21 protein-coding genes and 1 riboswitch are annotated in these 21,119 nt (G+C 73.3%); of the genes, 16 read left to right on the top strand and 5 right to left on the bottom strand.

Annotation, left to right across the window (positions count from 1 at the left end; genetic code table 11):
- Positions 1 to 151 precede the first annotated feature (151 nt).
- Together PV410_RS13810 and PV410_RS13805 are read left to right on the top strand one after the other, a co-directional pair.
- The gene (locus PV410_RS13810; RefSeq protein WP_500324399.1) at positions 152 to 1,408 is read left to right on the top strand and encodes a D-arabinono-1,4-lactone oxidase; all 1,257 of its coding nucleotides are present in this window, start codon (positions 152 to 154) and stop codon (positions 1,406 to 1,408) included.
- Positions 1,409 to 1,507: 99 nt separating this feature from the next.
- Complete coding sequence (locus PV410_RS13805) at positions 1,508 to 1,582, top strand: 50S ribosomal protein bL37 (protein ID WP_373297613.1); 75 nt, start codon at positions 1,508 to 1,510, stop codon at positions 1,580 to 1,582.
- A 63-nt stretch (positions 1,583 to 1,645) separates the two neighbouring features.
- Here PV410_RS13805 and PV410_RS13800 read toward each other — a convergent pair whose 3' ends face one another.
- Complete coding sequence (locus PV410_RS13800) at positions 1,646 to 3,796, bottom strand: MMPL family transporter (protein WP_500324398.1); 2,151 nt, start codon at positions 3,794 to 3,796, stop codon at positions 1,646 to 1,648.
- 148 nt (positions 3,797 to 3,944) lie between these two features.
- On the opposite strand from PV410_RS13800, the gene rpe reads away from it, so the two are divergent.
- The 8 genes from rpe to PV410_RS13760 all read left to right on the top strand — a co-directional run bounded on the left by rpe (position 3,945) and on the right by PV410_RS13760 (position 11,377).
- Entirely contained in the window at positions 3,945 to 4,610 is a 666-nt protein-coding gene (gene rpe, locus PV410_RS13795; protein ID WP_499510752.1) for a ribulose-phosphate 3-epimerase, read from the top strand.
- Between the two features lie 66 nt (positions 4,611 to 4,676).
- The gene (locus PV410_RS13790) at positions 4,677 to 5,720 is read left to right on the top strand and encodes a sugar-binding transcriptional regulator (protein ID WP_500324397.1); all 1,044 of its coding nucleotides are present in this window, start codon (positions 4,677 to 4,679) and stop codon (positions 5,718 to 5,720) included.
- Between the two features lie 67 nt (positions 5,721 to 5,787).
- A complete protein-coding gene (locus PV410_RS13785) occupies positions 5,788 to 6,174 on the top strand; it encodes a guanyl-specific ribonuclease (protein ID WP_500324396.1) in 387 nt (128 codons plus the stop codon).
- Entirely contained in the window at positions 6,171 to 6,488 is a 318-nt protein-coding gene (locus tag PV410_RS13780; protein WP_500324395.1) for a barstar family protein, read from the top strand. The genes PV410_RS13785 and PV410_RS13780 overlap by 4 nt, the downstream gene beginning before the upstream one ends.
- A gap of 46 nt (positions 6,489 to 6,534) precedes the next feature.
- On the top strand, positions 6,535 to 7,983 hold the full coding sequence (locus PV410_RS13775; RefSeq protein WP_500324394.1) for a GuaB1 family IMP dehydrogenase-related protein: 1,449 nt from the start codon (positions 6,535 to 6,537) through the stop codon (positions 7,981 to 7,983).
- Between the two features lie 180 nt (positions 7,984 to 8,163).
- Positions 8,164 to 8,628: an Lrp/AsnC family transcriptional regulator gene (locus PV410_RS13770; RefSeq protein WP_500324393.1), complete on the top strand. Its 465-nt coding sequence runs from the start codon at positions 8,164 to 8,166 to the stop codon at positions 8,626 to 8,628.
- A 186-nt stretch (positions 8,629 to 8,814) separates the two neighbouring features.
- Positions 8,815 to 9,615, top strand: coding sequence for a carbon-nitrogen hydrolase family protein (locus PV410_RS13765; RefSeq protein WP_500324392.1), 801 nt, complete (start codon positions 8,815 to 8,817; stop codon positions 9,613 to 9,615).
- Positions 9,616 to 9,670: 55 nt separating this feature from the next.
- The gene (locus PV410_RS13760; RefSeq protein WP_500324391.1) at positions 9,671 to 11,377 is read left to right on the top strand and encodes a flavin monoamine oxidase family protein; all 1,707 of its coding nucleotides are present in this window, start codon (positions 9,671 to 9,673) and stop codon (positions 11,375 to 11,377) included.
- A gap of 11 nt (positions 11,378 to 11,388) precedes the next feature.
- On the opposite strand, the gene PV410_RS13755 is transcribed toward PV410_RS13760, so the two are convergent.
- Positions 11,389 to 12,078 carry a DUF5995 family protein gene (locus tag PV410_RS13755; protein ID WP_500324390.1) on the bottom strand — a complete coding sequence of 230 codons (690 nt, stop codon included), beginning with the start codon at positions 12,076 to 12,078 and terminating at the stop codon, positions 11,389 to 11,391.
- Entirely contained in the window at positions 12,075 to 12,593 is a 519-nt protein-coding gene (locus PV410_RS13750) for an NAD-dependent epimerase/dehydratase family protein (RefSeq protein WP_500324389.1), read from the bottom strand. Before PV410_RS13750 ends, PV410_RS13755 begins: the two co-directional genes overlap by 4 nt.
- A 117-nt stretch (positions 12,594 to 12,710) precedes the next feature.
- On the opposite strand from PV410_RS13750, the gene PV410_RS13745 reads away from it, so the two are divergent.
- Complete coding sequence (locus PV410_RS13745; RefSeq protein ID WP_500324500.1) at positions 12,711 to 13,553, top strand: helix-turn-helix transcriptional regulator; 843 nt, start codon at positions 12,711 to 12,713, stop codon at positions 13,551 to 13,553.
- A 170-nt stretch (positions 13,554 to 13,723) separates the two neighbouring features.
- On the opposite strand, the gene PV410_RS13740 is transcribed toward PV410_RS13745, so the two are convergent.
- Together PV410_RS13740 and PV410_RS13735 are read right to left on the bottom strand one after the other, a co-directional pair.
- Entirely contained in the window at positions 13,724 to 14,263 is a 540-nt protein-coding gene (locus PV410_RS13740) for a GNAT family N-acetyltransferase (protein WP_500324498.1), read from the bottom strand.
- Positions 14,264 to 14,279: 16 nt separating this feature from the next.
- The gene (locus PV410_RS13735; protein ID WP_500324388.1) at positions 14,280 to 15,506 is read right to left on the bottom strand and encodes an MFS transporter; all 1,227 of its coding nucleotides are present in this window, start codon (positions 15,504 to 15,506) and stop codon (positions 14,280 to 14,282) included.
- 147 nt (positions 15,507 to 15,653) lie between these two features.
- Between PV410_RS13735 and PV410_RS13730 the strand changes: the two genes are divergently transcribed.
- The 5 genes from PV410_RS13730 (at position 15,654) to PV410_RS13710 (ending at position 21,080) form a co-directional block, all read left to right on the top strand.
- Positions 15,654 to 16,859 carry an ROK family transcriptional regulator gene (locus tag PV410_RS13730; protein WP_500324387.1) on the top strand — a complete coding sequence of 402 codons (1,206 nt, stop codon included), beginning with the start codon at positions 15,654 to 15,656 and terminating at the stop codon, positions 16,857 to 16,859.
- Between the two features lie 270 nt (positions 16,860 to 17,129).
- A riboswitch (FMN riboswitch) is annotated at positions 17,130 to 17,260 on the top strand.
- Between the two features lie 170 nt (positions 17,261 to 17,430).
- A complete protein-coding gene (ribD, locus tag PV410_RS13725; protein WP_500324386.1) occupies positions 17,431 to 18,522 on the top strand; it encodes a bifunctional diaminohydroxyphosphoribosylaminopyrimidine deaminase/5-amino-6-(5-phosphoribosylamino)uracil reductase RibD in 1,092 nt (363 codons plus the stop codon).
- A 1-nt stretch (position 18,523) separates the two neighbouring features.
- Complete coding sequence (locus tag PV410_RS13720; RefSeq protein ID WP_499510739.1) at positions 18,524 to 19,144, top strand: riboflavin synthase; 621 nt, start codon at positions 18,524 to 18,526, stop codon at positions 19,142 to 19,144.
- Complete coding sequence (locus PV410_RS13715) at positions 19,141 to 19,794, top strand: nicotinamide mononucleotide transporter family protein (RefSeq protein WP_500324385.1); 654 nt, start codon at positions 19,141 to 19,143, stop codon at positions 19,792 to 19,794. Before PV410_RS13720 ends, PV410_RS13715 begins: the two co-directional genes overlap by 4 nt.
- Positions 19,791 to 21,080, top strand: a complete 1,290-nt coding sequence (locus PV410_RS13710) for a bifunctional 3,4-dihydroxy-2-butanone-4-phosphate synthase/GTP cyclohydrolase II (RefSeq protein WP_500324384.1) — start codon at positions 19,791 to 19,793, stop codon at positions 21,078 to 21,080. The genes PV410_RS13715 and PV410_RS13710 overlap by 4 nt, the downstream gene beginning before the upstream one ends.
- Positions 21,081 to 21,119 lie beyond the last annotated feature (39 nt).

Raw genomic sequence — 21,119 nt, 5'->3', positions numbered from 1 at the left:
GCCCCCGCGGCGCCACGACACACCCCTGTCCTGCGCCCCCGGCCCCAGCGGCGAGAATCATCCTGGAACGGCAGGCCCCGAACCACTGATCCGGCAGGCCGCGCGCCGCGCGGCCGCCGCCAGCCGGGCCGTACAGGAAGGAACGACCGCGATGCCCGCGGAGAGCAACTGGGGCGGCAACGTCGCCTTCACCGCACGAAGCCTCCACCACCCCGAGTCCGTCACCGAGCTGCAGGAGATCGTGGCCCGGTCCCCACGGGTGCGCGCCCTCGGGACCCGGCACTCCTTCAGCACCGTCGCCGACACCGACGGCGAGCACGTCTCGACCTCGCGGCTGCCCGCCGTGGTCGACGTCGACCGCATCGCCCGCACCGCCACGGTCGCCTCGGGGCTGCGCTTCGGCGAGATCGTCCGCACGATCGACGAGGCGGGTCTGGCGCTGCACAACCTCGGCTCCCTGCCGCACATCTCCGTCGCCGGCGCGTGCGCCACCGGCACGCACGGTTCCGGCACCGGCCGGCGCAGCCTGGCCGGCGCGGTCAGCGCGCTGACCATGGTCACCGCCGACGGCGGGCTCGCCGAGATCCGTCGCGGCGATCCCGACTTCGACGGCTCCGTCGTCGCCCTGGGCGCCCTGGGCGTCGTGACCGGGCTGACCCTCGACCTCGTCCCGTCCTTCGCCGTGCGCCAGACCGTCTACGAGGACATGCCGAAGGAGGAGTTCCTCGGGAACTTCGACACGGTGATGTCGGCGGGGTACAGCGTGTCGGTCTTCACCCGCTGGCGGGACCGTGCCGTCGACCAGGTGTGGCTCAAGGAGCGGGTCGACGCCGACGGGGCGGAGCCCGTACCGCAGACGTGGTTCGGGGCCACCGCGGCCGACGGGCCACGGCACCCGATCCCGGGGATGCCCGGCACGCACTGCACCCCGCAGCAGGGCCTGGCAGGCCCCTGGTACGAGCGGTTGCCCCACTTCCGCCTGGAGTTCACCCCGAGCAGCGGCGAGGAGATCCAGTCGGAGTTCTTCGTCGACCGGCGCGACGCGGTGGCGGCGTTCGAGGCCCTGTGGCGGGTGCGGGAGCGGTTCTCGTCCGAAGTGTTGATCGGCGAGATCCGCACCGTGGCGGCCGACTCCCTCTGGCTCAGCCCCGCCCACGGACGCGACAGCGTCGCCTTCCACTTCACCTGGACCCCGGACGTCGCGGCGGTGACGCGGGCGGTCCAGGTCGTCGAGGAAGCCCTGCGCCCCTTCTCCGCCCGCCCGCACTGGGGCAAGCTCTTCACCCCGTCGCCCGCCGCCCTGCGCGAGCTCTACCCGCGCTACGACGACTTCCGGCAGCTCGCCGCCCGGTTCGACCCCTCAGGGGTCTTCCGCAACGCCTTCATGCGCGCGCACTTCCCGGACTGACCAGGCGTTCGCGCGCGGAGCGTCGCTGACGTGCCGCACGCCGGGGGCGGTCATAGACTGACCGCGGTCGAAATGTCCTGTACGAGAGGGTTGGGCATCATGTCCAAGCGAGGCAACAAGCGGCGCGCCCGGAAGAAGAAGGGCGCCAACCACGGCAAGCGTCCCAACGCGTGACACCCGCCGGACAGCAGTGACCGCCCGCGCCCGGCGCGGGCGGTCACTGCTGTCCGGCGGACGTCACGCACCGGCGTGCGGGGCGGCGGGCGCGGCCGGTTCCTCTGCCGGAGCCCCGGCGCGGGGGCGGTCCAGGCGGCTCGGCCACCACACGCGGTGCCGCAGGTCGAGGGTGAACGCGGTCACCAGCACCGACCGCACGACCAAGGTGTCCAGCAGGACGCCGAAGGCCACCGCGAAGCCGATCTCCGCGAAGCCCACGACGGGCAGTGTCGCCAGGGCCGCGAACGTGCCGGCGAGCACCAGGCCCGCGGAGGTGATGACACCACCGGTAGCCGCGAGGCCGGTGAGGGTTCCCTCGCGGGTCCCGGACAGCGCGCTCTCCTCGCGGATCCGCGTCATCAGGAAGATGTTGTAGTCGATGCCCAGCGCCACCAGGAACACGAAGACGAACAGCGGGAAGGCCGTGTCCTCGCCCTGGAAGCCGAAGACGTGCCGGAAGGCGAGCACGCTGACGCCGAGCGCGGCGGCGAAGGAGAGCACCACGGTTGCGATGAGCACCAGCGGGGCGGTGAGGGCCCGCAGCAGGATGCCCAGGATCACCAGCACGACGACGAGGATCATGGGGATGAGCAGCTCGTTGTCGTGCGCTGAGGCGCGGCCCGCGTCGAGCAGTGCCGCCGTACCGCCGCCGACCTTGGCGTCGGCACCCGGCACGGCGTGCAGGGTCCCGCGGGCGCGGTCCACGGTGTGCTCGGCGGCCTGGCTGTCGGCCGGGTCGGTGAGCGTTGCCTCCAGGTAGACCCGGCCGTCCTTCTGCGCAGGCGCGCCCTTCGGTACGACCGCGGAGCCGGGTGCGACGCCCTCGACGCCGTCGAGCGCGGCCTTGACCTGCTCCGCCGCACCCGCGTCGGCGATCACCACCAGCGGCTGTCCGGAGCCGGCGGGGAAGTAGCGGGACTCGACCTGCTGGCCGATGACGGAGTCGGGGGTCCCGGTGAAGCTCTGGGCGTTGCTCAGGCCCGCCGCCTCCAGACCGATCACGCCCAGCGAGAGTGCGGCCAGCACGGCGGCGGTGCCCACCCACACCGTGCGCGGCCGGCGGTCGATGCGGCGGCCCACCCGGGACCACACCCCGTTCCGGGTGGGCTCGGCGGAACCGGCGTGCGGGACGGCGGGCCAGAACACCCAGCGGCCCACGACGACCAGCAGGGCGGGGAAGAGCGTCAGCATGGCGGCCAGGCCGATGACGACGCCGACGGCGGCGACCGGCCCGAGCCCGGAGGTCGAGTTCATCTCGGCGGCCAGCAGGCACAGCATGCTCACCGCGACCGTGGCGGCACTGGCGACGATCGCCGGCCCCGCCCGGTGCAGGGCCAGCGCCATGGCCTCGTGGCGGTCCTCGTGGCGGCGCAGTTCCTCGCGGTAGCGGGCGACCAGCAGCAGCGCGTAGTCCGTGCCGGCGCCGAACACCAGGACGGTGAGGATGCCCGCGCTCTGCGCGTTGACGACGAGGTCGGCGTGCTCGGCCAGCAGGTAGACCGCCGCCTGCGCCGTGAACAGCGCCCCGACGACCGAGACGACCGGCAGCAGGATGAGGGTGACGCTGCGGTAGGTGAGCAGCAGGATGACGACGACCACGGCGAGCGCGCTGTACAGCAGGGTGCCGTCGATGCCCTCGAAGGCCTCGGCGGAGTCGGCCGCGAAGCCACCCGGTCCGGTGATGTGCACCTCGAGGCCGCCGGTGCCGTCGCCGGTGACGGCGCGGATGCCGGCGACCGCGTCCGCGATGCCCGTCCAGCCGCCCTCGTCCACGCCGACGGGGACGATGAGCTGCGCGGCGCGCGGGCCGGCGGCGCGTTCCTCGTACACCGGGCCGACGGTGCGGCCGCCGAAGACGCCGTGCCCGGTCATCCGTCGTATCTGCGCGGCGTCCTGACCGACCGTCGCACGGTCCTCGTCGGTCAGTCCGCCGGGGCGCGCGTAGACCACGACGGCGGGGGCGGTGTCGGGCAGGAACCGCTTCTGCAGTTCCAGGACCTGAGTGGACTCCGCGTTGCCCGGCAGCCAGGAGGAGGAGTCGTTCTGCTGCGCGTCCGTGAGCTTCTGGGCCAGCGGCGCCACCGCCACCAGCAGGACCAGCCAGAGCGCGAGCACGACCCATTTGCCGCGCCGGCCGCAGACCAGGACCGCCCAGCCGTGTGGAGCCTTCACACCCGTCACCTCCGCCTCGCCAAGGCGTCCCCCGAGGAGTGCTCCCGATCCGCACAGCATCCCACGCCCGGACGGGGCGTGCGGGGAGGTTTTCCACAGCCGTCCGCCCGGTGCGCGGGGAAGCGCCCGGCACCGCCATACTGGGACCATGGCCGTGCAGATCAACCCCAGTATTCTCTCCGCCGACTTCGCGCGCCTCGCCGACGAGGCGCGGGCCGTCGAAGGCGCGGACTGGCTCCACGTCGACGTGATGGACAATCACTTCGTCCCCAACCTGACGCTCGGCGTGCCGGTCGTGGAGTCCCTCCACAAGGCGACCAAGACCCCGCTCGACTGCCATCTGATGATCGCCGATCCGGACCGCTGGGCCCCGGCCTACGTCGAGGCGGGCGCGGGTTCCGTCACCTTCCACGTCGAGGCGGCCGCCGCGCCGGTGCGCCTGGCCCGGGAGATCCGCGCCAAGGGCGCGCGGGCCTCGATGGCGCTCAGGCCGGCGACGCCGGTCGAGCCGTACGAGGACCTGCTGCCCGAGCTCGACATGCTGCTGATCATGACCGTGGAGCCGGGCTTCGGCGGTCAGGCCTTCCTCGACATCATGCTGCCCAAGATCCGACGCGCCCGGAAGCTGATCGACAAGCACGGGCTGGACCTGTGGCTGCAGGTCGACGGGGGAGTCTCGGCCGCCACCATCGAGCGCTGCGCCGAGGCCGGAGCGGACGTCTTCGTGGCCGGTTCGGCCGTCTACGGAGCCGAGGACCCGGCCGAGGCGGTACGGGGGCTGCGCAAGCAGGCGGCGGCGGCCTGCGCGCACTGACCACTGAGTGGGCAGCGTGCTCCGGTACTCCGGAGTACGTGCGAGGATGAGCGCGGAGCCGATCAGATGGGCAACTGGGGAGAGAACGTGACCACAGGCCGCACAGGGGTGCGCATGGGCCCCGGCGAGATGGTCCAGGCGGCGGCGATGGCCCGCCGCTTCTACCTGGAGGGAAAATCCAAGATCCAGATCGCCGAGGAGTTCGGCGTGAGCCGCTTCAAGGTGGCGCGGGTCCTGGAGACGGCCCTCGAACGTGACCTCGTGCGCATCGAGATCAGGGTCCCCGCCGAGCTCGACGCCGAACGCTCCGACGCCCTGCGCGCCCGCTACGGGCTGCGGCACGCCGTCGTCGTCGAGTCGCCCGCCGACGAGACCGACGGCCCCGACCCGGAGAACCTGGGCGCCGTCGCCGCGCAGCTGCTCGGCGAGCTGGTCAGCGAGGGTGACGTGCTCGGCCTCGCCTGGGGGCGCTCCATCATCACCATGGCCAACGCCCTCGACCGGCTGCCGCCGTGCACGGTCGTCCAGCTCACCGGCGTGTACGACGCCGGCACCGCCGACCGCGGCTCGGTCGAGGCGGTCCGCACCGCCGCGGCCGTCTCCGGCGGCGAGGCCCACCCGATGTACGCCCCCATGGTGCTGCCCGACCCGGCGACGGCCGCGGCGCTGCGCGCCCAGAGCGGCATCGCGGCCGCCATGAGCTACTTCGACAAGGTCACCGTGGCCGTGGTCTCGATCGGGTCCTGGGCGGCCGGCATCTCCACCGTCCACGACGCCCTGACCGACGCCGAGCGGGAGCACTACGCCTCCCTCGGCGTCGCCGCGGAGATGTCCTCGCACCTCTTCGACGCCGAGGGCCTGCTGGTCGGCCGTGACCTGGGCGAGCGCTGCATCACGATCGAGGCGGACCGGCTGCGCCGCATCCCCGAGGTGCTCGCCATCGCCGGCGGGCTGCGCAAGGCCGCCGCGGTCGACGCCGTGCTCCGGTCCGGTCTGGTCACCAGCATCGTGACGGACACCGCCGCCGCCGACTACCTGCTGGACTCCACCACGCCCATGCCGCGGCCCGCCCTCGACCGCGCGGACCCCGAGGCGCTCCGCGAGCCCTAGTCCACCGCCCACCGTCCGCTCGCGCGCCCTGCGCGGCGGGCACCGCGGGCTGTGGCAGCATCGCGGCATGCCGACCGGCCCCGTCCGCCGTGCCACCGTGATCGCCCTCGCCCTGCTGGGCTGCCTCGCGCTGCTGCTCACCGGCTGCTCCCCGCCCGCCACCGAACCCGTCGGGGCGCTGCCCACGGTGGCCGTCACGAGCCTGCCGCCCGAGGCCCGCGAGACGCTCCGGCTGATCGACGCGGGCGGCCCCTTCCCGTACGCGAAGGACGGCACCGTCTTCGGCAACGTCGAGGGCCTGCTGCCCGCGCACCCGCGCGGCTACTACCACGAGTACACCGTCCCGACCCCGGGGACGAGCGACCGTGGCGCCCGGCGCTTCGTCACCGGATCCGGCGGGGAGGTCTACTACACCGACGACCACTACCAGAGCTTCAGGGCGGTCCGCAGATGACGGCAACGACGGTGCTGGACCTGCACGGGGTCACCACCAAGAGCGCGTTCATGGATCGCTGCGCCGAGCAGTTGCGGCTGCCCGGCTGGTTCGGCCGCAACTGGGACGCCCTGTACGACTGCCTCACCGACCTGCCCGACCCCGCGCGGGGCGGGCTCCGCCTGGTCGTCCGCGGCTGGCGCGACTTCGCGGCGGCCGAACCGGAGCAGTGGCGGACCGCGCGCCGGGTCCTCGCGGACGCCGCCGCCTTCCACGACCCGGCCGTGCTCCCCTTCGAGGTCGTCCTGGAGGAACCTACGAGCGACCCTTCGTGAGCGCCGGAGTTTCCTCCGTGTTCGTTTCGGCCCGGTCCGTGCAAAAATGAAGTACGTGCGTTTCCTCAATGATGCAAAGCCTCCGTACGACCTGACGTACGACGACGTGTTCATGGTCCCCAGCCGCTCGGCGGTGGGTTCCCGCCAAGCGGTCGACCTCTCGGCCCCGGACGGCACCGGCACCACCATCCCGCTCGTGGTCGCCAACATGACTGCCATCGCCGGTCGCCGCATGGCCGAGACCGTCGCCCGGCGCGGAGGTCTGGTGGTCATCCCCCAGGACATCCCGATCGATGTGATCGCCGAGGTGATCACCTGGGTGAAGCAGCGGCACCTCGTGCTCGACACCCCGATCGTGCTCGGCCCGCACGCCACCGTCGCCGACGCCCTGGCGCTGCTGCCCAAGCGGGCGCACGGCGCCGCCGTCGTCGTCGAGGACGGCCGTCCGGTCGGCATCGTCACCGAGCACGACCTCACCGGTGTGGACCGCTTCACCCAGGTCTCCGTGGTGATGTCCAAGGACCTCCTGCTGCTGCCCGCGGACATCGACCCGCGCGAGGCCTTCAACCGCCTGGAGGAGGCCAACCGCAAGCTCGCCCCCGCGGTGGACGCCGACGGCAGGCTGGCCGGGATCCTCACCCGCAAGGCAGCGCTGCGCGCCACCCTCTACACCCCCGCCACCGACGCCGGCGGGCGGCTGCGCATCGCCGCCGCCGTCGGCATCAACGGCGACGTGGCGGGCAAGGCCAAGCAGCTGCTCGACGCGGGAGTCGACACGCTCGTCGTCGACACCGCCCACGGTCACCAGGAGAGCATGATCCAGGCCGTGAAGGCCGTCCGCGCCCTGGACCCGCAGGTTCCGGTCGTGGCCGGCAACGTCGTCTCCGCCGAGGGCGTGCGCGACCTGATCGAGGCCGGTGCCGACATCGTCAAGGTCGGCGTGGGCCCGGGCGCCATGTGCACCACCCGCATGATGACCGGCGTGGGCCGGCCGCAGTTCTCCGCCGTCATGGAGTGCGCCGCCGAGGCCGCCCGGCACGGCAAGCACGTCTGGGCCGACGGTGGCGTCCGGCACCCGCGCGACGTCGCCATGGCGCTCGCCGCCGGCGCGTCCAACGTCATGATCGGCTCCTGGTTCGCGGGCACCTACGAGTCGCCAGGCGACCTGCAGCAGACCGCCGACGGCCGGCCGTACAAGGAGAGCTTCGGCATGGCCTCCGCCCGCGCCGTGGCCAACCGCACGAGCGAGGAGTCCGCCTACGACCGCGCCCGCAAGGGGCTGTTCGAGGAGGGCATCTCCACCTCGCGAATGTTCCTCGACCCGGGCCGCCCGGGTGTCGAGGACCTCATCGACTCGATCATCGCGGGCGTCCGCAGCTCCTGCACCTACGCCGGGGCCGCCAACCTCGCCGAGTTCGCCGAGAAGGCCGTCGTCGGCATCCAGAGCGCCGCCGGCTACGCCGAGGGCAAGCCGCTGCACGCCAGCTGGCAGTAGCCGGCACCGCTGCCCGCGTGCCCCCGTCCGCTTCCGCGGACGGGGGCACCCGCGTTCCCGCCTCGACGCGATCACCCGGGAGTGCTCCGCCGGGGTGGACGGCGGTCGGCCTCGTAGTCTGGTGTGCGTACGGCACGCGCCGTTCCCAGCTCGCTCGCGAAGAGAAGTGACCCACCCCCAGTGCGACTGAACGAACTCGACGAACGCATCGTCCACGCCCTCGCCCAGGACGCCCGCCGCTCCTTCGCCGACATCGGCTCCCTCGTCGGGCTCTCCGCCCCCGCCGTCAAGCGCCGCGTCGACCGGCTGCTGGCGGAGGGCGCCATCACGGGTTTCACCGTCCGCGTCGAGCCCTCCGCGCTGGGTTGGGAGACCGAGGCGTTCGTCGAGCTCTACTGCCGCCACAACACCTCGCCCGACGACATCCGGCGCGGCCTGTCGCGCTACCCGGAGGTGGCGTCCGCCTCGACCGTCACCGGCGAGGCGGACGCCGTCGTCCAGATCTACGCCGCCGACGTGCGCCACTTCGAGCGCGTCCTGGAGCGGATCGCCGGCGAGCCCTTCGTGGAGCGCACCAAGTCCGTCCTGGTGCTGTCGCCGCTGCTGCGCCGCTACACGGGAGTGCCGGACCAGCCGGAGCCGTGACCGCGGGCGGGCCGGGCCGGGGAGCCGGGTCCGGCCGCCCCCGCGCAACGAATCGCCGCCGCTGCGCCCCGGCGCGCAACGAATCGGCGGTCGGTGCGCAACGGACGCGTCTTGTCGCCACGACGCCCGGAATCGTACCGTCGAGGCAGATCCGGAACAGGCTCCCCACCAGGCGAAAGAGGCTCCATGGCGCCGCTGCGCACCGCGCTGTACCAAGGCCCGAGCGGCGTCCCCTCCTCCGTGGACGACAGCCTGGCCGCGCTCGACGCCGCCGCGCGCCGGGCCTCCGCCGCGGGAGCCCGCCTGCTCGTCACGCCCGAGATGTACCTGACCGGCTACGCCCTCGGCGACGCGGTCCCGGGCCTCGCCGAGGCGGCCGACGGGCCGGCCGCCGCCCGGGTCGGCCGGATCGCCGCCGAGCACGGCCTGGGCATCGTCTACGGCTACCCCGAGCGCGACGGCTGCGGCGTCTTCAACTCCGCCCAGCTGATCGGGCCGGACGGCGGACGCCTCGCCAACTACCGCAAGACCCACCTCTTCGGCGACTTCGAGCGGACCTGGTTCACCCCCGGCGACGACGCCGTCGTCCAGGCCGAGCTCGACGGCGTCCGGATCGGCATCCTCATCTGCTACGACGTCGAGTTCCCGGAGACCGTGCGGGCCCACGCCCTCGCGGGCACCCAGCTGCTCGCGGTGCCCACCGCGCTGATGCGGCCCTACGAGTTCGTCCCGCAGACCCTGGTGCCGGCCCGCGCGTACGAGAGCCAGCTGCACGTCGCCTACGCCAACCGCTGCGGCCCCGAGGGCGATTTCGACTTCGCGGGGCAGAGCTGCCTCGCCGGACCCGACGGCGCCGTACGCGCCCGGGCCGGAGCCACCGAGGAGCTGGTCGTCGCCGACGCCGACCCGGATCTCCTGCGCGCGGTCCGCGAGGAGACGCCCTACCTCGAGGACCGCCGCCCCGAGCTGTACCGCTCGCTGGGCTGATCCCGACCCCTTCCCCCGCCCCGCCTGACCGCTTCACAGCCAGGAGAACCACGCCATGACGTCCACGGTGCCCACCGCGGTCCACGACGAGCAGCACCCCGAGGTGCGGTCGGCCCCGCCGATCACCATGTTCGGCCCGGACTTCCCGTTCGCCTACGACGACTTCCTGGCGAGCGCCGCGGGCCTCGGCTCCATACCGGCGACCGAACACGGGGCGGAGGTCGCGGTCATCGGCGGCGGCCTGTCCGGCATCGTCGCCGCGTACGAGCTGATGAAGATGGGCCTCAAGCCCGTCGTCTACGAGGCCGACCGGATCGGCGGCCGGCTGCGCACCGTCGGCTTCGAGGGCTGCGACGAGAACCTGACCGCGGAGATGGGCGCGATGCGCTTCCCGCCGTCCTCCACCGCCCTGCAGCACTACATCGACCTGGTGGGCCTGGAGACCACGCCCTTCCCCAACCCGCTGGCCCCCGAGACCCCGTCGACCGTCGTCGACCTCAAGGGCGAGTCCCACTACGCGCAGACCATCGACGACCTGCCGCAGGTCTACCGCGACGTCGCGCACGCCTGGAACGCCTGCCTGGAGGAGGGCGCGGACTTCTCCGACATGAACCGCGCGATGCGTGAGCGCGACGTCCCGCGTATCCGCGAGATCTGGGCGAAGCTGGTCGAGAAGCTGGACAACCAGACCTTCTACGGGTTCCTGTGCGACTCCGAGGCGTTCAAGTCCTTCCGCCACCGGGAGATCTTCGGCCAGGTCGGCTTCGGCACGGGCGGCTGGGACACCGACTTCCCCAACTCCATCCTGGAGATCCTGCGCGTCGTCTACACCGAGGCCGACGACCACCACCGCGGCATCGTCGGAGGCAGCCAGCAACTGCCGCTGCGGCTGTGGGAACGCGAACCGCAGAAGATCGTCCACTGGCCGCTCGGCACCTCGCTGAAGTCCCTGCACGGCGGCGACCCCCGCCCGGCCGTGACCCGACTGCACCGCACCGCCGGCAACCGGATCACCGTCACCGACGCCGACGGCGACATCCGCACCTACCGCGCCGCGATCTTCACCGCGCAGAGCTGGATGCTGCTCAGCAAGATCGACTGCGACGACTCGCTCTTCCCGATCGACCACTGGACGGCGATCGAGCGCACCCACTACATGGAGTCCAGCAAGCTCTTCGTCCCGGTCGACCGGCCGTTCTGGCTGGACAAGGACGAGCAGACGGGCCGCGACGTGATGAGCATGACGCTCACCGACCGCATGACCCGCGGCACCTACCTGCTGGACAACGGCCCGGACGAGCCGGCCGTGATCTGCCTGTCGTACACGTGGTGCGACGACAGCCTCAAGTGGCTGCCGCTGAGCGCGTCCGAGCGCATGGAGGTCATGCTCAAGTCGCTCGGCGAGATCTACCCGAAGGTCGACATCCGGGGGCACATCATCGGCAACCCGGTGACCGTCTCCTGGGAGAACGAGCCCTACTTCATGGGCGCGTTCAAGGCGAACCTGCCCGGTCACTACCGCTACCAGCGGCGCCTGTTCACCCACTTCATGCAGGACACCCTCCCCGAGGACAAGCGCGGCATCTACCTCGCGGGCGACGACATCTCCTGGACCGCGGGCTGGGCCGAGGGCGCCGTGCAGACCGCGCTCAACGCCGTGTGGGGCGTGATGCACCAGTTCGGCGGCACCACGGACCCGACCAACCCGGGCCCGGGCGACCTCTACGACGAGATCGCGCCGGTCATGCTCGACGAGGACTGACCCGCCCCCCCTCAGCGGGCCAGCGGGGTCAGCAGGAAGCGCCCCACCAGCCCGACCCCGGAGTCGAGCTTCTCGGCGAACTCCTCGTACACCTCCGGCAGTCCGCGCAGGGACCACAGCACGCGGGACGCGGCCCACGCCGCGTCCCGCGCGCGTTCCAGGCTCCAGGAACCGGCGAGATGGGTCAGCGGGTCGGCGAGGTCCAGCAGATCGGGGCCGGGCATCAGCTCCTCCCTGACGCGTTCCTCCACGGACGTCAGCAGATCGCCCACGCGATCGAAGTCCCGTTCCAGCGAAGGCGGCTCGCACCCCAGCGCGGAGCAGGTGTCCACCACCGCGAGCGCCAGGTCGTGACCCACGTGCGCGTTGATCCCGGCCAGCGCGAACTGCAGCGGGCGGACGCCGCGGTGCCCACGCAACTGCAGCAGCGGCCGCCAGCAGGCCGGGACGGCACGGCGGTCGGTCGCGCCGTCGACCGCCCGCAGGTACCGGGCGGCGAAACGGGCGGCCAGCACGGCGGCGGCGACGGGATCGCCGAAGCCGCCCGCCGCCAGCCGGTCGTCCATTTCCTCCGTGACCGACAGGTAGACACGGTTGAACACCGCCACCCCGTCCCCCGGCGGGAGCGCCGTGCCGAGCGCGCGCATGCGCGCCACCACCTGGCCCACCCCCACCGGGGCCGGCCGCCGTGCCGTCGTCATGGGCACAGCGTCCCAGCAGGCCGGGCGGCGTTCGCGGCACGGCGGCCGTGGCGTCCCCGGATCGGGTGAGTCAGAGCGCGCCCGCGTCGCGGGCCGTCCACACCGACGGATACTGCGGGCGGAAGCCCGGCTCCTCCCGCCGCCGCCGGCGCGTCGTCGGCGATGTTGTACGCCCGGCCCCCGACGCCGGGGGCCCGGCGCAGGGACTCCACCAGGGGGCGGCCCCGGCCCTCGCCGTACACCAGGTTCGTGCTCGCCTGCACGCAACGCGTCGCCCCGGCCTCGGCGGCTGCCCGCGTCGGCGTGGTGCCCTCCTGCGAGCCGTCCCGGAACACCGCCGCCAGGTGCACGACCGCATCCACGCCCGCCAGGGCCTTGCGCAGGTCCTCCGGGCCCCGCAGGTCCCCGGTCGCGATCCGTGCCCCCAGCCGGGCGGGCCCCTCGCCCCGCTCCGCGTCCCGCACGAGCACCCGCACCTCCTCGCCCGGGCGGCACCACTGCAGCAGCCTCGGCACGAAGCGGCTGCCGACCCGACTGCGGCGGCCCGCGGCGCCGCGGGAGAGACCTCCGCATCCGGGGATCGACACTCCCTGGATAAGGTCCCGGCCCGGCGGGATGCTTGAAACGTGGACATCGACCGCGCGCAGCTCGCCCACTTCCTGCGCCGCAGCCGTGCCCGCCTCGCCCCCTCCGACGTGGGCCTGGTGGTCGGCGTCCGGCGGCGCACCCCCGGCCTGCGCCGCGAGGAGGTCGCCCAGCTCGCCGGCATGTCCGCGGACTACTACACCCGGCTCGAACAGTCACGGGGCCCCCGGCCGTCCCGCCAGATCCTGGGCGCGCTCGCCCGTGCGCTGCGCCTGTCCGAGGACGAACGGGACCACCTCTTCCACCTGGCCGGCGAGGAACCGCCCCGCGACGCCGGCGCCGCGGGGCACGTACGGCCCGGACTGCTGCTGGTGCTGGACCGGCTCGACGACACCCCGGCGCAGGTCGTCAGCGACGCGGGGGACGTCCTCGCCCAGAACGCGATGGCCGCGGCGCTCGTCGGCGACGCGGCCTCCCGGCCGCCGAGGGAGCGCAACATCGTCCGCCGCTTCTTCCTCGACCCGGCGGCGCGCGAGCTCTTCCCTCCGGGGGACCGGGAGGAGCAGGCCCGGCGTCACGTCGCCCACCTGCGTGCGGTCCTGGCCGCCCGGCCCGACGACGCGCGCGCGGGCGCGCTGGTCGCGGAACTGCGGGGGCGCAGCGCGGAGTTCTCGACGCTGTGGGACGAGCACGAGGTCGCCGTGCGGCGCGCGGATGTGAAGCGGTTCCAGCATCCGGTGGTGGGGCTGATGGAGCTGGAGTGCGAGGTGCTGCTCAGTGCGGAGCATGATCAGCGGTTGATCGTGTACACGGCGCGGCCGGGGAGCGAGTCCTACGAGCGGTTGCGGTTGCTTCGCGTTGTGGGCCTGCAGGACCTCGCGGTGCGGTGAGTTGGGGCCGGTTGTCGTGTGCGGCGCCGCGTTTGTTGCTGTTGCGGTTTCTCCCCCACCCTCCCGCCCTCCCCCAGCCGAAGGCCGGGGGAGGGCGGGAGGGTGGGTGGACGCCCGCCGCAGGCGCAACGGAGCCGCACACAAACACCCGGGGAGCCCGGCGCAGCCGCCTAGTCGGCCCACGCCATGCGCGTGACCGCGTACTCGACCTCCCCCTGTTCCGCCCCCGGCAACGCCTCGTCCCACTCCTCGTGGAAGACCCGGACGAAGGACAGCCCCGCCTTCTCCATCACACGCCGCGACCGCGCGTTGACGAACATCGTCTCCGCGTGGACGCGCTCCGCGCCCAGGTCGGTGAAGGCCTTGCGGACCAGGGCGCGGGACCCCTCCGTGGCGTAGCCGCGGCCCCAGGCGGCGCGGCGCAGGCGGTACCCGAGTTCGAGGTCGTCGGCGGGGCCGCCGGGGCGGGGGGTGAGGGCGAACCAGCCGACGAAGTGCCCGGTGGAGAGTTCCTCCGCCGCCCAGACCTGGGAGCGTGCGAAGCGGGGCAGGACCTCGTGCCGGATGACGTCGGAGGGCGTGGGGCGGCCGTTGCCCAGGTAGCGCATGACCTCGGGGTCGCTGTCGAGCGCGACGAGCAGTTCGGCGTCCGCGTCGGTGTCGGTGAAGTGCCGCAGCCGCAGCCGCTCGGTCTCCAGGAAGATCCGCATGTGCATGGGCGGCACGCTAAGCCTGCGGGGTCGTCGCCGCCACGGGTTTGCGGTCGCGCTCCACGGAGACGGTGCCCGCGCGCCGGAGCACGCCCGCGCCCACGGCGAGCCCGGCGGCGAGCAGGGTGACCAGGCCGAAGGAGACCTGCAGGGAGCTGGCCTCCGCGATGGAGCCGATGGCGGCCGGAGCCACCAGCCCGGAGGTGTAGGTGACCGTGGCGACGCCCGCGATGGCCTGGCTCGCGTTGGGCCCGCTGCGCCCGGCCGCGGCGAAGCACAGCGGCACGACCACGGCGATGCCCACGCCGATGAGGGCGAAGCCCGCGATGGTGGTGACCTGCGCGGACGCCGTGGCGACGAGGACGCCGCCCACCGTGGCGAGCAGGCCGCCGAAGCGTACGGTGCGGACCGGTCCGAAACGGCGGACGACGAGGTCGCCGAGGAGACGGGACACGGCCATGGTGCACGCGAACGCGGTGTAGGACGCGGCGGCGACACCGGGGGAGGCGCCGGCGATGTCACGGAGGTAGACCGCGCTCCAGTCCATGCTGGCGCCCTCCGCGAAGACGGCGCAGAAGCCGATGGCGCCGATGACCAGGGCGGCGCGGGGCGGCAGGGCGAAGCGCGCGGGGGCCTCCTCCGACGCGGCGGGCCGCAGGTCGAGCACTCCGCTGCAGACCACCTGGCCCAGCACGACGAGCAGGACGGCCGCGGCGGTGAGGTGGAGGCGCGCGTCGAGTTCCGCGTGGGCGGCGAGGACGCCGAAGAGGGAGCCGAGCAGGGTGCCGGCGCTCCACATGCCGTGCAGCCCGGACATGATCGAGCGGCCGAGGCGTTCCTCGACCTCGACGCCCTGGGCGTTCATGACGACGTCGGCCATGCCGGCCGAGGCCCCGTACACGAACATCGCCCCGCACAGCCAGCCCAGTCCGGAGGAGAGGGCAGGCAGCGCCAGCGAGGCGCACCACAGGCCGAGCAGGAGGCGCAGCGCGTTGCGCATGCCCATGTGGTGGGCGACGCGGGCGGCGAGCGGCATCGCGACGGAGGCGCCGAGGGCCGCGAAGACGAGCGCGAAGCCGAGCTGTCCGGCGCTGAGCCCCGCGTGCTCCTGGATCCAGGGCACCCGGGTGGCGAAGCTGCCGGTCACCGCGCCGTGCACGGCGAACACGGCGGCGACGGCGAGATGGGCGCGCCGCAGTCGCGGGTCTGTCTTCCCCGTCGGGGTCGTCGGCTTCGTCGGCATGTTCCCTCCAGTCTGGTCCCGCCGTGCTCGGGGCATAAATTATCAGGCAGGCTTCCTGAAAGATAGACTGCCTCCTGCCACGGTCCCGCACCGGGCCCCTGTCGCCCGCCCTCGCACCTGCGCGACGGCTTCTGGAAGGATCCGTCCATGACCGCCATGCGATCCCACGCCGGGCGCACCGCCTCCCCCCGCACCGCTCGGGCGATCAACGACCGGCTGGCCCTGGAACTGCTGCAGCGCGAGGGCCCGTTGACGGCGGCCCAGCTCAAGTCCCTCACCGGGCTGTCCCGTCCGAGCGTCGCCGACCTGGTCGAGCGGCTGCAGGAGTCCGGGCTGATCACGGTGGTCGGCGAGACGGGAGCCGACCGGCGCGGCCCCAACGCTCGGGTGTACGGGATCGTCGCCGACCGGGCGCAACTGGCCGCCTTCGACGTCCGCACCCACAGCGTCGCCCTCGAGGTGGCCGACCTATTGGGGAACACCATCGGCAGCGCCGTCCTGCCGGTGGACCCGTTCGGCGATCCGCAGCGCACGGTGCGGCGCTCGGTGGCGCTGCTGGAGCGGACCGCGCGCACCGCCGGCGCCGGCGCGCTGCACACCGTCGCGGTCGGCGCGCCCGGCCTGGTCGACCCGGCCACCGGCGAACTGCGGGCCACCGGGCAGCTGCCGGCCTGGCACTCGGCGCTCGTCGCCGAACTGCGCAGGCGGCTTTCCCTCCCGGTGCTGCTGGAGAACGAGGTCAACCTCGCGGCCGTCGCCGAGCGGCGCCTGGGCGCCGTGCGCGACCGCGAGGACTTCGTCCTGCTGTGGCTGGGTCACGGGGTGGGCGCCGCGGTGGTGCTGGGCGGGATCCTGCGGCGCGGTGCCTCGGGCGGTACGGGGGAGATCGGCTTCCTGCCCGTTCCGGGGACCTTCCAACTGCCGACGGCCAGCGGGTGCGAGGGCGGTTTCCACTCGCTGGCGGGCAGCGCGGCGGTGTGCGCCCTGGCGCGCTCGCACGGGATGCCGGTGTCCGGCGACGACGACGCCCTGGCGGCCGAGGCGGTGGTGACCGCGGCCCGGGCGGACGGCAAGCAGGGCGAGCTCTTCCTCGACGCGCTGGCGGACCGGGTGGTGATCGGGGTGGCAGCCGTCACCGCCGTGCTCGACCCAGGCTGCGTGGTGCTGGGCGGCGAGGTGGGCCGGGCCGGGGGCGAGGACCTGGCCGCCCGGGTCGAGGAACGGCTCGCGCGGATGTCCCCGCTGCCGACCCAGGTGCGGGCGGGGACCGTCGCGGGCAGCGCGGTGCTGCGCGGCGCGGTGCTGTCGGCGATGGACGCGGCGCAGGACGCGGTGTTCACACCCGAGGTGTGACGTCCGGGGCGCTCCGGGGCAACCGCCCCTCGGCCGCCTGACGTTCGCGGGCGCCGGCGTACGACCGGAGTCCCCCGGGTGAACCCGCTCCGCCCATGCGGTTCGCGCCGGCCTCAACGGACGCTCCCCTGGGTCGTGTTGACCGGAAGCCATGGCGACGGGCCGCGGGGTCCGAGCGGTCGGACCGATCCCGTGTGAGCCAATCCACAGCGATCCCTTGCGTCCGCAAGGAACCTTCGTGGCAGACTGTGGAGCAGTACCAGTGACGTTCAGCGCACTCCGGGGTCGGTGAAACTCCGAACCGGCGGTTACAGTCCGCGACCCGTCCGCATCCAGCGGCCGGTTGACCAGGTGAAATTCCTGGACCGACGGTTAAAGTCCGGATGGGAGGCAGTGCGCGGCGGACGGGCATCGGTACACCGCCGTCGGCGGCAGCGTGGGTGCGTGTCCCCCGGAAACGGGTGACACGGGCGGACGCAGCCCCACACCGGACGCGGTGTCCCCGAGGCTCACGTCCGCTCTGTGTTCCGCACAGCCCCGGAGTCCGTGCCCGATGAGGCAGGAGGACCCGGTGGCAACACCCGGTGAAGCCGACGCGATGCGCCGGGCCATAGAGCTCGCCGCCCGCGGCGTGGGCTCGACGAGCCCCAACCCCGTCGTCGGCGCCGTGATCCTCGACGCAGGCGGCGAGATCGCCGGCGAGGGCTGGCACCAGCAGGCGGGCGGACCCCACGCCGAGGTCCACGCCCTGCGCGCGGCCGGCGACGCGGCCCGCGGCGGCACCGCCGTCGTCACCCTCGAACCCTGCAACCACACCGGTCGCACCGGCCCGTGCGCCCAGGCCCTCATCGCGGCCGGCGTTTCCCGCGTCGTGTACGCCGTCGCGGACCCCACCCCCGCGGCGACCGGAGGCGGCGCCACGCTGGCCGCCGCCGGGATCGCCGTGGAGAGCGGGCTCATGGAGGCCGAGGCCGCCCGCGGCAACGAGGTGTGGCTCACCGCCTCCCGCGAGCAGCGGCCCTTCGTGCTGTGGAAGTACGCGAGCACCCTCGACGGCCGCATCGCCGCCGCCGACGGCACCAGCCGCTGGATCAGCTCCGCCGCCTCCCGTGCCGACGTGCACCGTCTGCGCGCCGAGTCCGACGCCGTCGTCGTCGGCTCCGGCACCCTGCGCGCCGACGACCCCCACCTGGCCGTGCGCGGCGTGGAGGGCACCTTCACCCAGCCCCTGCGGGTGGTCGTCGACACCAACGCCAAGATCACCCCCGGCGCCCGGGTGCTGGACGGCACCGCCCCGACCCTGGTCGCCGTCGCCGAGGACACCGACACCGCCCACCTGCCGGGCGTCGACGTGGCCCGCCTGCCCCGCACCGGCAGCGGCGTCGCCGTCACCGCGCTGCTTGCCGAGCTGTACGGCCGCGGCGTCCGCTCCGTGCTGCTGGAGGGCGGCCCCACGCTCGCCGGCGCCTTCGTCGCCGCGGGCGCCGTCGACAAGGTCGTCGGCTACCTCGCACCGGCCCTCCTGGGGGCCGGACCCGCGGCCCTGGGGGACGCGGGAATCACCACCATCGCGCACGCGTTGCGGCTCGACGTCGCCGAGATCGAACGCATCGGCCCCGACCTGCGTATTACTGCCTACCCGAGCCGCACCGAGGAGAACTGACGTGTTCACCGGAATCGTCGAAGAGCTGGGCGACGTCGTCGCCGTCGAGGACCTGGGCGACGCCTCCCGCTTCCGTCTGCGCGGTCCGGTCGTCACCGAGGGCGCCAAGCACGGCGACTCGATCGCGGTCAACGGGGTGTGCCTCACCGTCGTCGACACCGCGGACGGCGAGTTCACCGCCGACGTGATGGCCGAGACCCTCAAGCGCTCCAGCCTCGGCGCGCTGAACCCCGGCAGCCGGGTCAACCTGGAGCGCCCGATGGAGCTGGGCGGCCGCCTCGGCGGTCACCTCGTCCAGGGCCACGTGGACGGCACCGGCGCGGTGATCTCGCGGACCCCCGCCGAGCACTGGGAGATCGTGAGGATCTCGCTGCCGGCGGAGCTGTCCCGCTACGTGGTCGAGAAGGGCTCGATCACCGTCGACGGCATCAGCCTCACGGTCGTCGAGGCCGGTCCCGACTTCTTCTCCGTCAGCCTGATCCCGACCACCCTCGACCTCACCACGCTCGGCTTCAAGCAGCCCGGCGACCCGGTGAACCTGGAGGTCGACGTGATCGCCAAGTACGTCGAGCGGCTGTACGGGGAGCGGGCCGGGGCACCGAAGGGGGCTCCGGCGGAATGAGCGCCCTCGACACCCTGAACAGTGTCGCCTTCTCCGCCTTCGATGAGCACTTCAAGTGGACCGACGTGGTCGGCAACGGCCTCGGCCTGGCCGGTCTCGCCCTGGGGTGGCGCCGCTCGGTGTGGGCCTGGCCGGTCCAGCTGCTGTCCGGTGCGGTGCTCGTCGCCGCGTACTGGTCGGCACAGCTCACCGGCGGCGTCGGCAAGCAGCTGCTCGTCATCGGCGTCGCCGTGTGGGGCTGGTTCCAGTGGCGCCGCGGCGTCCGGGACGGCGGCGAGATCCGGGTCCGCTTCGCCACCTGGCGCGAGCGGGGCCTGCTGGTCGCCGGCACGGCGGCCGGACTGTTCGGGGTCGTCGGCCTCTTCACGCTCTACCCGTCGCTGTCCTGGAACCCCTGGCCGGACGCCTACATCTTCGTCGGCACCGTCGCCGCGATGGTGGCCATGGCCAGGGGCTGGGTCGAGTTCTGGTTCGCCTGGCTCGCCGTCGACGCGGTCGGCGTCCCCCTCGCCTGGAACAGCGACCTGAAGTTCTCCGCGCTCGTGTACGTCATCTACTTCGTTCTCGTGATCGCCGGCATGTACGCCTGGTGGCAGCAGACCCGGGTCCCGCGGCACGGCGGGCCCGTCCTGGAAGGAGCGGCCGCATGACCACCGCACTGCACACCCTCTACGTGGCGGAGGACGCCCCGATCGTCCTCGACCCCGTCGAGCGTGCGATCGCCGACATAGCGGCCGGCCGGCCCGTCGTCGTCGTGGACGACGAGAACCGCGAGAACGAGGGCGACCTCATCATCGCGGCCGAGAAGGCCACCCCGGAGATCGTCGCGTTCATGATGACCGAGTGCCGTGGTCTGATCTGCGTGCCCATGGAGGAGCACGACCTGGACCGGGTCGACCTGCCGCAGATGGTGGACTCCAACACCGAGTCCATGCAGACCGCGTTCACCGTCTCCGTCGACGCGAGCGCCGTCCACGGGGTCACCACCGGCATCTCCGCCGCCGACCGGGCGACCACGATCCGGCTGCTGGCCTCCGGCGACTCCGTCCCCGGCGACTTCGTCCGGCCCGGCCACGTCTTCCCGCTGCGCGCCAAGTCCGGCGGCGTCCTCACCCGCAACGGCCACACCGAGGCGGGCGTCGACCTGGCCCGGCTCGCCGGACTGCGCCCGGCCGCCGCCATCGTGGAGATCGCCAACGAGGACGGCACGATGGCGCGCCTGCCCGAGCTGGTCCACTTCGCCCGCAAGCACGGCCTGGCCATCATCTCCATCGAGGACCTGGTGACCTACCGCCGCAGCTCGGAGCCGACCGTGCGCCGCGAGGCCGAGACCCGGCTGCCCACCGCCTTCGGCGACTTCCGCGCGTACGGCTACCGCAGCACCGTCGACGGCGTCGAGCACATCGCGCTCGCGGCCGGCGAGATCGGCGACGGCGAGGACGTCCTCGTCCGCGTCCACTCCGAGTGCCTCACCGGCGACGTCTTCCACTCGCTGCGCTGCGACTGCGGACCGCAGCTCCAGGCCTCACTCGAACGGGTGGCAGCCGAGGGCCGGGGCGTCGTGGTCTACCTCCGCGGCCACGAGGGCCGGGGCATCGGCCTGATGTCCAAGCTGCGCGCGTACGAGCTCCAGGAGCGCGGCCGGGACACGCTCGACGCCAACCTGGAACTCGGACTGCCCGCCGACGCCCGCGACTACGGCGCCGCCGCCCAGATGCTGTCCGACCTCGGCGTGCACTCCCTGCGCCTGATGACCAACAACCCCGACAAGACCGAGGCCCTCGAGCGGCACGGCCTGAAGGTCGCCGAGCGCGTCGCCATGCCGATCGCGGCCGGCGAGCACAACCTGCGGTACCTGCGCACCAAGCGGGACCGCATGGGCCACGACCTGCCCTGGCTGGACCCGGCCCCCACCGGTGCCTGCCGCAACCAGTAGGCCCGCCCCCAAGCAGTACCACGACACCTGTACGACCAA

Origin of the sequence: Streptomyces sp. PA03-5A, assembly GCF_033792725.1 — a bacterium.
Classification (GTDB): Bacteria; Actinomycetota; Actinomycetes; order Streptomycetales; family Streptomycetaceae; genus Actinacidiphila.
Note: the sequence above shows the minus strand (reverse complement) of the source record. Positions and strands in the feature narration are given on the sequence as shown.

Coding starts and splice junctions, on each gene's coding strand:
- PV410_RS13810 (WP_500324399.1), top strand. CDS start 152: ATGCCCGCGGAGAGCAACTGGGGCGGCAACGTCGCCTTCACCGCACGA.
- rpe (WP_499510752.1), top strand. CDS start 3,945: ATGGCCGTGCAGATCAACCCCAGTATTCTCTCCGCCGACTTCGCGCGC.
- PV410_RS13790 (WP_500324397.1), top strand. CDS start 4,677: ATGGGCAACTGGGGAGAGAACGTGACCACAGGCCGCACAGGGGTGCGC.
- PV410_RS13785 (WP_500324396.1), top strand. CDS start 5,788: ATGCCGACCGGCCCCGTCCGCCGTGCCACCGTGATCGCCCTCGCCCTG.
- PV410_RS13780 (WP_500324395.1), top strand. CDS start 6,171: ATGACGGCAACGACGGTGCTGGACCTGCACGGGGTCACCACCAAGAGC.
- PV410_RS13775 (WP_500324394.1), top strand. CDS start 6,535: ATGAAGTACGTGCGTTTCCTCAATGATGCAAAGCCTCCGTACGACCTG.
- PV410_RS13765 (WP_500324392.1), top strand. CDS start 8,815: ATGGCGCCGCTGCGCACCGCGCTGTACCAAGGCCCGAGCGGCGTCCCC.
- PV410_RS13760 (WP_500324391.1), top strand. CDS start 9,671: ATGACGTCCACGGTGCCCACCGCGGTCCACGACGAGCAGCACCCCGAG.
- PV410_RS13755 (WP_500324390.1), bottom strand. CDS start 12,078: ATGACGACGGCACGGCGGCCGGCCCCGGTGGGGGTGGGCCAGGTGGTG.
- PV410_RS13740 (WP_500324498.1), bottom strand. CDS start 14,263: ATGCGGATCTTCCTGGAGACCGAGCGGCTGCGGCTGCGGCACTTCACC.
- PV410_RS13735 (WP_500324388.1), bottom strand. CDS start 15,506: ATGCCGACGAAGCCGACGACCCCGACGGGGAAGACAGACCCGCGACTG.
- PV410_RS13730 (WP_500324387.1), top strand. CDS start 15,654: ATGACCGCCATGCGATCCCACGCCGGGCGCACCGCCTCCCCCCGCACC.
- PV410_RS13715 (WP_500324385.1), top strand. CDS start 19,141: ATGAGCGCCCTCGACACCCTGAACAGTGTCGCCTTCTCCGCCTTCGAT.
- PV410_RS13710 (WP_500324384.1), top strand. CDS start 19,791: ATGACCACCGCACTGCACACCCTCTACGTGGCGGAGGACGCCCCGATC.